12 protein-coding genes are annotated in these 11,678 nt (G+C 64.3%); 2 read left to right on the forward strand and 10 right to left on the reverse strand.

The annotated features are described in order from the left end of the window. Positions 1-29: 29 nt before the first annotated feature. The 7 genes from ACIBG0_RS16695 to ACIBG0_RS16725 form a co-directional block, all read right to left on the reverse strand. The gene (locus ACIBG0_RS16695; RefSeq protein WP_397033290.1) at positions 30-1,154 is read right to left on the reverse strand and encodes an Hsp70 family protein; all 1,125 of its coding nucleotides are present in this window, start codon (positions 1,152-1,154) and stop codon (positions 30-32) included. 500 nt (positions 1,155-1,654) lie between these two features. Then, positions 1,655-2,365: a hypothetical protein gene (locus ACIBG0_RS16700; RefSeq protein ID WP_397033292.1), complete on the reverse strand. Its 711-nt coding sequence runs from the start codon at positions 2,363-2,365 to the stop codon at positions 1,655-1,657. A gap of 282 nt (positions 2,366-2,647) precedes the next feature. Then, the gene (locus ACIBG0_RS16705; RefSeq protein WP_397033294.1) at positions 2,648-3,643 is read right to left on the reverse strand and encodes a sulfate/molybdate ABC transporter ATP-binding protein; all 996 of its coding nucleotides are present in this window, start codon (positions 3,641-3,643) and stop codon (positions 2,648-2,650) included. After that, on the reverse strand, positions 3,640-4,446 hold the full coding sequence (cysW, locus tag ACIBG0_RS16710) for a sulfate ABC transporter permease subunit CysW (RefSeq protein WP_397033296.1): 807 nt from the start codon (positions 4,444-4,446) through the stop codon (positions 3,640-3,642). Before cysW ends, ACIBG0_RS16705 begins: the two co-directional genes overlap by 4 nt. Beyond that, positions 4,443-5,243: a sulfate ABC transporter permease subunit CysT gene (cysT, locus tag ACIBG0_RS16715; protein ID WP_397033419.1), complete on the reverse strand. Its 801-nt coding sequence runs from the start codon at positions 5,241-5,243 to the stop codon at positions 4,443-4,445. The genes cysW and cysT overlap by 4 nt, the downstream gene beginning before the upstream one ends. A gap of 208 nt (positions 5,244-5,451) precedes the next feature. Next, positions 5,452-6,510 (reverse strand): sulfate ABC transporter substrate-binding protein, encoded by a 1,059-nt coding sequence (locus tag ACIBG0_RS16720; protein ID WP_397033298.1) that lies wholly within the window; start codon positions 6,508-6,510, stop codon positions 5,452-5,454. Positions 6,511-6,674: 164 nt separating this feature from the next. Continuing rightward, entirely contained in the window at positions 6,675-6,764 is a 90-nt protein-coding gene (locus ACIBG0_RS16725; RefSeq protein ID WP_373864843.1) for an Ms4533A family Cys-rich leader peptide, read from the reverse strand. A 106-nt stretch (positions 6,765-6,870) separates the two neighbouring features. Between ACIBG0_RS16725 and ACIBG0_RS16730 the strand changes: the two genes are divergently transcribed. Then, positions 6,871-7,941: a M48 family metallopeptidase gene (locus ACIBG0_RS16730; RefSeq protein ID WP_397033300.1), complete on the forward strand. Its 1,071-nt coding sequence runs from the start codon at positions 6,871-6,873 to the stop codon at positions 7,939-7,941. A 149-nt stretch (positions 7,942-8,090) separates the two neighbouring features. Here the strand turns inward: ACIBG0_RS16730 and cyaB are convergent, their stop codons facing one another. The 3 genes from cyaB to ACIBG0_RS16745 all read right to left on the reverse strand — a co-directional run bounded on the left by cyaB (position 8,091) and on the right by ACIBG0_RS16745 (position 10,998). Then, complete coding sequence (gene cyaB / locus ACIBG0_RS16735; RefSeq protein WP_397033302.1) at positions 8,091-8,651, reverse strand: class IV adenylate cyclase; 561 nt, start codon at positions 8,649-8,651, stop codon at positions 8,091-8,093. Positions 8,652-8,670: 19 nt separating this feature from the next. Beyond that, positions 8,671-8,898 carry a hypothetical protein gene (locus tag ACIBG0_RS16740; RefSeq protein WP_397033304.1) on the reverse strand — a complete coding sequence of 76 codons (228 nt, stop codon included), beginning with the start codon at positions 8,896-8,898 and terminating at the stop codon, positions 8,671-8,673. 111 nt (positions 8,899-9,009) lie between these two features. Next, entirely contained in the window at positions 9,010-10,998 is a 1,989-nt protein-coding gene (locus tag ACIBG0_RS16745; protein WP_397033306.1) for a glycoside hydrolase family 15 protein, read from the reverse strand. 385 nt (positions 10,999-11,383) lie between these two features. Here ACIBG0_RS16745 and ACIBG0_RS16750 point away from each other — a divergent pair, with 385 nt between their 5' ends. Continuing rightward, positions 11,384-11,671 carry a hypothetical protein gene (locus ACIBG0_RS16750; protein WP_397033308.1) on the forward strand — a complete coding sequence of 96 codons (288 nt, stop codon included), beginning with the start codon at positions 11,384-11,386 and terminating at the stop codon, positions 11,669-11,671. Positions 11,672-11,678 lie beyond the last annotated feature (7 nt).

Here is an 11,678-nt window from a genome sequence, read left to right on the forward strand (position 1 = left end):
CGCTGCGGTACGCCGCCGGGTCTGCCTCTCTACCGCAACCCGAGTTGCGACAATCCCGCGACCACCGTGTCGGCGGGCAGCGCCAGCGCGAGCGCTACTCCAGCGGCCGACATCCCTGCCGCGATCGCCACCCGGGTCAAGCGGCGCCTGGTACGCCGGGAAAGTATGAGGGCGCGCGTCACCGCTGCGCGCTGTACTCCGCGCGGTTTGCGCCGATGGTGATGTCCGGCCGCCTCCTCTTCCGCGGCGGCGGCGTGACGCGCCATGATGGCGGCACCATCGGCGATCGTGCGCTCCGGATCCGGGGCCGTGATAACCGGACGCGCCAGTTCACCGGCCAACACCTGGGCCACTTCGACCGGCCGAGCCGCGCCACCAACCACCAGCACACAGTCCACATCGGCCATGGTCACATCCGCCATCCGCAGACAGCGATAGACCAACTTCAGCGAGGACCGAATATGGTTGGCCCGCAATTCATCTGCGGTGCTACCAGTGACCGCACCGGAGACGGAGGCGGGCATGGTCCCGTTTCCAGCCCGTGCGGCGAGCAACGCACCGAAGGCTCGGCCGCCGAATTCCGACGACCGGATCGGTTCGCCGACAATCGGATTGGGCGGACAGCCCGCGCCTACTCGTACCAGGGAGATATCCAGGCTGGCTCCACCTAGGTCGTAGACCAGCGCGAGGCCCGGCATCAGCGGCCCGCGCTCGACCTCGAGCCAGGCGGCCGCCGCGACGGGTTCGGCCACCAGCGCGACCTGACTCAGCCCGATCGCGTCCAGCGCCGCACGCAACTCGCCCACTTGGCCCTCGGTATAGCCCACTGGATGCGTCAGCACGACCTCTGCGCCGACCGCTTGCCGATCCCGCCGCGCCTCGGCAATCAGACAGTCCGCGACGACCGCGATCAGATCGGCCGCAGTCAATGCACGGTGCGCGACCCTGGCCCGTTTGGCGTTGCGTTGACCAAGATCGGCGAATTCGGTGATGGCACGTCCATGCCGCGGAATCATGCCGACCCTTGCCATTCCGTTACTGTCGAAGGTGAGGGTCGTGCGACGGGTGACAGCGGGCGAGCGGTGGACGGCGGAGCGGCGACCAGGTGGAGCCTTGGCCGAACCCTCCTCCGCCAGAGCGGAAACCGTGTTCACCGTGCCTATGCTCAAACCAAGACCAATCGCCATCGCAATCCTCTGATCGCCGAGCCGATTTGCTTCGAACGCTATTCACGCAACCACTCCGCGACCTGCTTGCCAACTACCGGACATACGATTGTCCGGATACCGCCGCCGCCGACATGGGTTGCGTAGCAAAGCCCCTATACCCCCTCACCAGGCACATCACGCCACGCGTCGCCGCCGACGCCAGATCCCCTACGGCGTGCCGGAATTCAACGATGACCTGTTGATGTTTGCCAGCTAGTGGCCGCCATGCCGTCCAGGTGATAGATACCCGTTATCACATGGGAAAACAGCCACCTGACGCGATTGCCGGACCCGCCGCGCCGAACCGATCGACAACCGTTTCGATACCGACCAGTCCACGATCCGAGGGGCATATCCCTCCAGTAACGAGTTCGGATTGCCCGCACCGGAATTCGCAAGCGATTCCGGTGCGGGCTATCAAAACCATTGCGGCCGTGGGCAACTATTCAGCAACATCCCAGCACCGCTTGGGCACTCGCCGCCCGCGGCATCGGTCCCTGCCGCGGCCCGAGCAATCGCGACACCATCTGCGCGGCCTGCTCCTGCCACCGCGCGTACGCCGTCGGAAAGCCCGAGCGCTGCGCTGCCTGCGCCGCCTGCCACAGCGGCATCACCTGGTAGTCCGGCGCGTGGACCAGCAGTGCGTCCAGGAATCGGTTTGTCGCGTAGCGCGGATCGGTGAGTTGCTCGGGCGAACCCCAGCCCGCGGACGGCTGCTGCTGGAACACCCCGAGCGAGTCGTGATCGGCCGCCTCGGTCAGATTGCGCAGCAACGATTCCTGCAGTGCGGTGGCCAGCGCGACCACCGCCGCATAGGCGGGCATATCGCGCCGCAGGACCACTTCGACAATCGTTCGCGCGTTATCCCATTGCTCCGGATTCGGCGTGAAATGCCGTTGCTCACCCGCGATTCCGTGCGGTATCAACTGCGCCGAAGTCAGACCGAAATATGAGTTCGGGATCGGCTTCCCCACCGATTCCGGATCGATCGTGGCCACTTCGGGCGAGTCCGCGGGAATCTCGGTGATAACCGGGCCATCCGGTGCGCGCACGACCGGCGTTCCGGGTGGTGGTGCGGCGATTGCCGGACCGGATTGGATTATCACCGCCGCGCCGGCGGCGGCCAGCGCGAGAACCATCTGTCTTCGAATTGACATGGTGATCGATCAACTTCCCGCCGCCCGCATACGGGCCGCGTTCGACGACCATTGCGAATGCTCACATCGAATTACGTTCCGATTACTCACCGGAACCCACTAGCGTGTGTTTCGCATTCAGCACAATATGAGACATGGAAACCGGAGTTCGGTTTCGACACGCCAATAATGGCCTCGGATTTCACGGATACGGAATCCGCAGCCATAAAGCGAGTCGAATTCGCGGCGTGAGCGGCGGACCCGAGCGTCACCGCGCAAGGCGCGGCGAACCGAACAGTGCCCTTATCCCGCAGGCAGTTCCGGAATACGGGTGGCACGCGCGTAGACGGTTTCCCCGTCACTGAGCTGCAATGCCTCGGCGTCACCGCGGGTCACCTGGGCGGCGAACAGATCGCCGGTCGCCGCATTGCGCAACTCGACGCGCACCTCGAAACCCAGGTGCACAACGCGTTCCACAGTGGCACGGGTGACACCCGCTGATTCCGCGGTGCCCTCGTTCTTGGCCAGCGCCATGCTGGCATCGCGGCCGACGCGAATATCGTGCGGACGCACCAGATGTCCGTTGAGCCGGGCCACCGCGCCGAGGAAGGACATGACGAATTCGTTGGCGGGCCGGTCATAGACGTCCTCCGGGCTGCCGACCTGTTCGATGCGGCCCTTGTTCATCACCGCGATCCGGTCGGCGACGTCGAGTGCCTCTTCCTGGTCGTGGGTGACCAGCACGGTGGTCACGTGGACCTCCTCGTGCAGCCGGCGCAGCCAGGTGCGCAGATCGGCGCGCACTTTGGCATCGAGCGCGCCGAACGGCTCGTCCAGCAGCAGCACCTGCGGGTCGACCGCGAGCGCGCGTGCCAGTGCCATGCGCTGACGCTGACCACCGGAGAGCTGAGCCGGGTAGCGGTGCTGGAAGCCGTCGAGGCCGACGATGCCGAGCAATTCGTCGACGCGCTTGGCGATTTCGCCCTTGGGTCGCTTGCGGATCTTGAGTCCGAAGGCGACGTTATCGCGCACGGTCATATGCTTGAACGCGGCGTAATGCTGGAATACGAAGCCGATATCGCGCTTCTGCGGCGGCACGTGCGTGACATCGTTGCCCGCGATGGTGACGATGCCCGCGTCCAGCGACTCCAGGCCCGCGATCGAGCGCAGCAGGGTCGACTTGCCCGAACCCGAAGGGCCGAGCAGCGCGGTCAGCTCCCCCGATGGGATCTCGATGCTGACATCGTTCAGGGCGGCGAAGGAACCATAGTTCTTCTTCGCATTGGTCACGGTAATCACTTGGTGCCCCGCTTACGTTCGAGGAGGGTCATCAACAGAAGGACTACGAGGGCAAGGCCCATCAGCAGTGTCGCGGCGGAGTAGGCGCCGAAGGTGTTGTGGTCGTTGATGTATCGACCGTGGACGAGCAGGGTCAGCGTCTGCGACTTACCCGGTAGCGCGGAGGACACCATGATCACCGCGCCGAATTCGCCGAGCGCACGCGCGACGGTCAACACGACACCGTAGGTCAGACCCCAGCGGATCGCGGGCAGGGTGATCCGCCAGAACGTCTGCCAGCGAGACGCGCCGAGGGTCGCCGCGGCCTGCTCCTGATCGTCGCCGATCTCGTGTAGCACCGGCTCGACCTCGCGCACCACGAACGGCAGCGTGACGAAGATCGTCGCGATCACCATGCCGGGCAGATTGAAGATCACCTTGAAGCCGATGTCTTCGAGTCCGCCGAACCAGCCGTCCGCACCCCACAGCAGGATCAGCGCGACACCGACCACGACCGGCGAGACCGCGAAGGGCAGATCCACGATGCCCTGCACCAGCGTGCGACCCGGGAACTTGCCGCGCACCAGGGCTATCGCGGTGACAATGCCGAAGATGACGTTCAGCGGGACCACGATCGCCACGATGAGAACCGACAGCTGGAAGGCCGAGATCGCCGCGGGCGTAGAGATCGAGTCGATGAACGCGCCGATCCCCTTCTCGAAGGTGCGCCACAGAATGATGATCAGCGGCACCACCAGCAGGATGAACAGATAGCCGAGTGCGACTACGCGCAGCGAAATGCGGGTGGGCCAGGACAGTCTCATACCGCCTCCTGCTCTTTGCGGGCCGTACGCTCGGCCCACAGCCGCAGCACCAGCAGGGTCGCGAACGAGATCACCAGCAGTGCGACCGAGACCGCCGCCGCGTTCACCGGCCGGTCGATCTCGATCTGCTTCTGGATGTACTGCGAGGCCATCTCGGTCTTGCGTGGAATGGCCCCACCGATCAGCACCACCGAACCGTATTCGCCGATGGCGCGGGCGAAGGCCAAGCCGCCGCCGCTGATGATGGCGGGGGCCAGCGTCGGCAAAACGATGCGGCGGAAGGTGGTCCAGTTGTCCGCGCCGAGGGACAGCGCGGCCTGCTCGACCTCCCGATCGGCCTCGATGAGCACCGGCTGCACCGAGCGCACCACGAACGGCAGCGTGACGAATGCCAGCGCCACCACGAGACCGGGCTGGGTGGCATTGAGGTGGATATCGATCGGACTCTGTGGACCGTAGAGCGACAGCAGCACGATGCTCGCGACGATCGTCGGTAGCGCGAACGGTAGGTCGATGAGCGCGTTGACGATGCTCTTGCCCGGGAACTGGTCGCGGACCAGCACCCATGCGATCAGCGTGCCCATCACCACATTGATGATCGCCACCACGACGGAGACGAGCACCGTGATGCGCAGCGAGTCGATGGCCGCGGGTGCGGTGATGGCATCCCAGAACCCGGACCAGCCGTCATCGAATGAGGTGACCGTTAGCGCCGCCAGCGGTAGCAGCACGATGATGCTGAGCCATAACACCGCGGTGGCGATGCCGAGCGGACCCACCGAGCCGGTTACCCGCAGCCACGACCAGTCCCGGCTTGTCGCTTTTGATGTGGCGTCTTCGGAGCCGCCCGGAGCGGGCGCATGCCCGATCCCGGCGCTGCTGCTGTCAGTCACGATCGTCCAGTATCCTGCTTCGATTTGCCGCGTGCGCGGGGCCCTTTATGGTTACGCGAGCTGCCCCCTCCGGGCCCGTCGCACACACCGCGGGGTGTTTCAGATCACCGAATTACTTGGTGGCCTTGTCATAGATGACCGCGACCGAACCGGTGTTGGGGGTGAACAGTTCCTTGTCCACGGTCTTCCAGCCACCGAGATCGGCGATGGTCCACAGCTTCTGCGGAGTCGGGAAGTCCTTGGCGTAGTCGGCGGCCACCTTCGGATCGACCGGGCGGAATCCGGCCGAGGCCCAAGCCTTTTGGCCGTCGGCAGTGAACAGGAAGTCACGGAAGGCGTTCGCGGTGTCCAGATGCTTGCTGTTCTTCAGTACCGCGACGGGGTTCTCGATCTTGAACGTGGTCGGCGGCACGATGTGCTCGATGGGGTCGCCGTTGCGCTCGGAGAAGATCGCCTCGTTCTCGTAGCTCAGCAGTACGTCACCGGTGCCCTGTAGGAAGGTCTCGGTGGCTTCGCGACCCGACTTCGGCTGCACCTGCACATGCTCCTTGGAGATGAGCTGGCTCAGGTAATCCAGACCCGCCTGCGGGTTCTTCCCGCCCTCGCTCTTGGCCGCGTACGGCGCGAGCAGATTCCACTTGGCCGAGCCCGAACTGAACGGGTTCGGGGTCACGACCTGGACGCCCGGCTTCAGCAGATCGTCCCAATCCTTGATGCCCTTCGGATTGCCCTTGCGCACCACGATCGCGACGACCGAGCCGAACGGAATACCCTTGGTGGCGTCGGCATTCCAGCTCGGATCGACCAGACCGGCGTCGACCAGGCGGGTGATATCGGGCTCGACCGAGAAGTTGACGATATCGGCCTCGGCGCCGTCCTTGACCTTGCGGGATTGATCGCCCGACGCGCCGTAGGAGCCGTTGATCGTGACGCCCTTACCCTTGTCGGTCTTGTTGAACGCGGGCACGACCTTGTCGAAACCGGGCTTCGGGACGGCGTAGGCGTACAGGTTCAGGGTGCCGCCACTACCGTCGGCCCCACCACCGCCCACCGTGTCGCTCGCTCCACCACCGCACGCGGTGAGCACGACGGCTGCCACGGCCGTCAGCGCGGCGATCACCGGGCGACGGTGCGATCGGGACGATCCGAGGAGCAAGGATCTGGGTGACATGGGTGGGAACCTTTCCTTGTGCTCCGCCGCGACGTGGACTAGTTGTCGCGTCGGTAGAACTGCGGCGCGACTTGTCGACCGAAGGTCGGGGATACGGACACTGCTGCGAAAAGTTTGCGCGCCAGTCTAGAGAAAGATGGGTGCGCAGCAGCGCCCGGCGCCGATCAGCGACAGAGAATGTCCGCGACCGCGAGATTGCCGACAGCGATCAACGCCAATTCATGGCGGACCTGCGGGACGGCAATCGAAGACACGGGCAGACTGTAGCAGAGGAAGTACCACCGGCTCGAATCAATGCCAGCTATCCGCTTGCAGGCGGCAAACACCGACAAAGTTCCTGGAAGAGGGGGGTTTCATCCCATGACTACCAGCCCGGACCGCGTGCGCACGAAATTCCCTGATATCAGCACTCGCGCGTGGGAACATCCCGCGGATCGCACCGCGCTGGTGACGCTGCGCTCACTCGCCGGGTTCGATACCGTTTTGCGAACCTTGTCCGGATTGCTGCAGGAACGCCAGCACCGATTGCTGTATCTGGCGACCGCGGTTCGGGTGGACGAGCGGCAGTTCCGTTCGCTGCACCAGCTGCGTCAGGACTGTATGGAAATCCTGGACGCGCGCATCACCCCCGAGATGTTCGTATTGCAGAGTCCGCAGGTGAACGCCTTCACCATCGGGATGGACCAGCCGTTCATCGTGCTGACGACCGGACTGATCGATCTGATGGATACCGAGGAGTTGCGCTTCGTCGTCGGTCACGAAATTGGGCACGCGCTATCCGGACATGCGGTGTACCGCACCATGCTCATGCATCTGCTGCGCATTTCGGCCAATCTGGGCTGGATGCCGGTGGGCGGCTGGGCATTGCGCGCGATCGTGGCCGCGCTGATGGAGTGGAGCCGCAAGTCCGAACTGTCCGGCGACCGGGCCGGGCTGCTGTGCGGGCAGGATGTCGAGGCATCGGTGCGGGTGCACATGAAGACAGCGGGCGGCACCTGGATCAAGGAGATGAACCATGGCGCATTCCTGCAGCAGGCCGACGACTACGAGCGCTCCGGCGATCTGCGCGACGGCGTGCTGAAGCTGCTCAATCTCGAACTGCAGAGTCATCCGTTCTCGGTGCTGCGGGCCGCCGAACTGCGCCGCTGGATCCAATCCGGCGAATACAACCGCATGCTCGGCGGGGATTACCCACGCCGCGAACACGATAAGAACACCAAGATCAGCGAGGAGATCAAGGGGGCCGCGCGCACCTATCGGCAGAACTTCGACCAGTCGGAAGATCCGCTGATCCGCACCGTGCGGAATCTCGGGCACGATGTCGGATCGGCGGTGAGCACGGTCGGTCAGGAGGTCGGCGAGACTGTCTCCAAGATCGGCAAGCGGTTCAACGACTGGCGCACCGGGACCGATCGGGAAGCCGACGAGTAACAACCGCCGATCGAACGACAGCGACCGTGCGCCGACTATGCGCGAATGCCGACTATGCGCGAATAGTGCTTAACCGCATATCTTTCGAAAGTTGCAAATCATTTCCTCGCATCTATCCGGAGGATGTGCGGCGGTCGGCAAGTCGTTGCCTACAGCCCCCGACTCTTCGCAACTACGTCCGTATACAGCTCGGTGGTCAATTCGTCAGGTGAGACGCCCAATTCCGCTAGAACGGACCTCAGATCCCGCAGTGCATCCAAGACGTCATCATCCTCGACCTGAGTCTCGAGCTCCAGGAAAGTCCCGTCGACCTCCGGGACTGTCACCACAGTCGCAACAATGTCTCGGCCAGCGGATTTGAATCGGAAGTTCTCGCACTGCTTGGTGAATGCTATGAACGGCCCGTAGCCGAGCCGAGCCACGATGTCCGCCATGGCCTTCCGGTCACTCACGTGAGTCTCATACTCCGGCTTCGACCTCGTCGACTCCTCGACGGCCGCGTCCTTGAAAGTGAGCAAATGCTGCTGCGCGCCGCCGACTGCGGTGATCGTGCGAAGGCGAAGCTCGCGATCTGCCTCGTTCAGCGACCGGTCCGCAGTATCGAAATACGCATCTTCATAACAGACTTCATCGGCAGCTGCGAACGAGCGCAGCCGCTCTCGGACCGCTTCCGGGTTGGACAGTCGCGCTTTGTATTCGGCTTCGATCACGAATGATTCCTCCGAGGAGTCAAATGATGCGGCGCGACGTAACCGCGGCTTGTTCGAGCGTGCGAGCAAAAGCGTGATGCAGAACGCCGCGTGCGTTCGGCTCGATGCGGTGTGTTGGACACGAGTGAGCCTCCTGCTGAACCATGAAGGCAGAAACGAAGAAGATGCTGTCGAGCTTGATAATCCGCCACACGGGAACTCGCGCAAGCTTGCGCTGGCTCCCGTGGATAGTCAGCCGATAGTCCACTTGGCCGATGGAACATTGAGTGAGGTCGACGAGAACGGTTGGATCGACGCATTCGTTGACAGGGTTTGATCGCCCCAAAAGCTGGAGTCGACATCGCTCGTCCCCCACCGCCTAAGTGGGACGGCTCACCGGTGTATGCGCTGGCTGGAAGGCGCCGGAGGTGTGTGATTGCTCGGCCCTGATCACGTGCGTCACCGCGTTGATCAGGGCCAGATGGGTGAATGCCTGCGGGAAGTTGCCGAGATGACGTCCACTGCGCGAATCGATTTCCTCGGCATAGAGCCGCAGTGGGCTCGCGTAGCCGAGCAGTCGCTCGCACAGATGCCGGGCCCGCTGCAATTCGCCGATCTCCACCAGCGCGGAGACCAGCCAGAACGAGCATATGGTGAAGGTGCCCTCGGCACCGGTCAACCCGTCATCGGTGGTTTCGGTCCGGTAGCGCAGCACCAGACCGTTCTCGGTGAGCCGGTCGGCGATCGAGAGCACGGTGGCGCGGACCCGGTGATCGGTGGGCGGCAGGAAGCGGTTCAGCACCACTAGCAGCAGTGAGGCGTCGAGGGTGTCGCCGCCGTAGGTCTGGGTGAAGACTCCGTCGGCATTCACGCCGTTGGTGAGGATATCGGCCTTGATCTGGTCGGCGATGGTGTACCACTCGGTGGCCCGCTCGTATGCACCGTGCAGTTCGGCCAGTTTCGCACCGCGGTCCAGCGCCACCCAGCACATTACTTTCGATGAGGTGAAATGCTGTGGCTCACCGCGTACTTCCCAGATGCCGCGGTCGGGTTCCTGCCAGTGGGCGATGGTTGCCTGGACCTGGCGCTCCAGCAGCGGCCACAGCGACTCCGGCACCTGTTGCCGGGATTTCACGTGCAGGTACACCGCGTCGAGCATGGTGCCCCAGATATCGTGCTGGTCCTGGTTGTAGGCGCCGTTGCCGATACGCACCGGTTTGGCGCCGTCGTAGCCGGTCAGATTGTCGAGCGTGCTCTCGGTGAGGTCGCGTTCGCCGCCGATACCGTAGAGCACCTGCAGCGGAACGGATTCACCGTTGTCGCCAGTGGTGGCGTCCCTGAGGAAGGCGAAGAAGTCATTGGCCTCGCGGTCGAGGCCGAGGGTGTACAGACCCCACAGCGCGAAGCTGGAATCGCGTACCCAGGTATAGCGGTAGTCCCAATTGCGTTGGCCGCCAGGGGTTTCCGGCAGTGAAGTGGTGGCTGCGGCCATCAGCGCACCGGTCGGCGCGTAGGTGAGCCCCTTGAGCGTGAGCGCGCTGCGCTGTAAGTAATTGCGCCACGGATGATCCGGGAAATCGCCGAGGGTGATCCATTGCCGCCAGCATTCGGTGGTCTGCCACATCTTCTGCGCCGCCTCTTCGAAGGTGCGCGGTGCGGGTAGCTCCGACCAGGTCAGCGCGACGAACACTTCGTCACCCTCCTTCATCCTGGTCCTTGCGCGAGCCTCGCGGCCCTCGAGTCCGAGCCGCAGGTCGGTGGTCAGCACCAGCGTCGGGCCCGCGGTCGGATCGGTGGTGCGCACCGCGGTGGCCTCCTCGTACACCTTGCCGGTGTACTCCCAGCGGGCCGGAGCGCGGTGGTAGTCGAAGGCCGGTTCGCAGCTCATCTCCAGCTCGACCGTGCCATTCACACACTTCACCGTGCGCAGCAGGACATGCTCGGCATCCCAATCCATCGGCGTACGGCGATGAGTCTTGCTGCGCTGATCGTTGTTGTGCCATGGACCGAGCACCAGTGCGTCACGCACGATCAGCCAGCCGGTCTCGGTCTGCCAAGTGGTTTCCAGGATCATGCCGCCAGGCAGATACCGCCGTGCCGCGGGCACATTGACTCCGTACGGGCCGATCCGGAAATGTCCGGCGCTGCGATCGAGCATCGCACCGAAGATGCTCGGCGAATCGGGTCGTGGCACACACATCCACTCGACGCCGCCATTGCTGGCGATCAGACAGCTGGTCTCGCAGTCGGACAGGAATGCGTAATCGTCGATCGGCGGATAGGTGGCGTGCTGGTGCACCTGGGTCAGCTGACTGAGCACAGGCAGGTCGGCAGGTTCGTCGACGGTCAGATCATCGGAAGACGCCATACCTCATCTTCGGCCCGCCCGCCCGCGTCGTCCACCTAGCGCGCCGAAACCCGACCAGCGCGCCTGAGCACCACGAGACTTGCCACGCGACCTCAGCCACAACGGAGCGAGTCTTAAGCGAGTAGTTCGCAGCCCGTCTCGCATCCGAGCCGTCGAAGCGCTCTGCTGCAGGCGCGGCACTCGGCCTTGCTGCGCGCGTGCATCAGGCGCCGAACGCCCCCACCATCCCCAACCACCACGGAGCGAGTCTTACGAGCGAGGAGTTCGCGGCCCGTCTCGCGTCCGAGTCGTCGAAGCGCATGCGCCGCAGGCGCCGCAATCAGACAGAGCCCGCGAACACGCAGCGCCGAAGGCGCTGCCAAAGGTACAGCGCTAGGCTGGTGCCGTGCATCAGATTGCAGGGTGGTGGGACGGCTTCGAGCTGTGGGTCGCGGGATTGCCGTTTATCCCACAGTTCATCGTGGTGTTGGTCGGTATGGTTCCGGTCAGCTTCGCCATCGCGTACCTGCTGGACCGGCTGCTGCGGATCTCGCTGCAACTGCTCGGCCGTAACCGTGCGACCTCGACGGCATTTACCGCGGAGGATGTCGTAGGCCCCGAGCCTGTCCTGATGCCCGAGCCGATCGCGCCGCGGGTGGCGGTGCGCGAGACCGCGCAGAGCGGGGCGCGTTGATGCCGCG

Origin of the sequence: Nocardia sp. NPDC050630 (assembly GCF_044457245.1) — a bacterium.
GTDB lineage: Bacteria > Actinomycetota > Actinomycetes > Mycobacteriales > Mycobacteriaceae > Nocardia.

Bases quoted from the DNA above. Each gene is read 5' to 3' on its own strand.
- ACIBG0_RS16745 (WP_397033306.1), bottom strand. From the start codon at position 10,998: ATGGCGTCTTCCGATGATCTGACCGTCGACGAACCTGCCGACCTGCCT.
- ACIBG0_RS16730 (WP_397033300.1), top strand. From the start codon at position 6,871: ATGACTACCAGCCCGGACCGCGTGCGCACGAAATTCCCTGATATCAGC.
- cysW (WP_397033296.1), bottom strand. From the start codon at position 4,446: ATGAGACTGTCCTGGCCCACCCGCATTTCGCTGCGCGTAGTCGCACTC.
- ACIBG0_RS16720 (WP_397033298.1), bottom strand. From the start codon at position 6,510: ATGTCACCCAGATCCTTGCTCCTCGGATCGTCCCGATCGCACCGTCGC.
- ACIBG0_RS16700 (WP_397033292.1), bottom strand. From the start codon at position 2,365: ATGTCAATTCGAAGACAGATGGTTCTCGCGCTGGCCGCCGCCGGCGCG.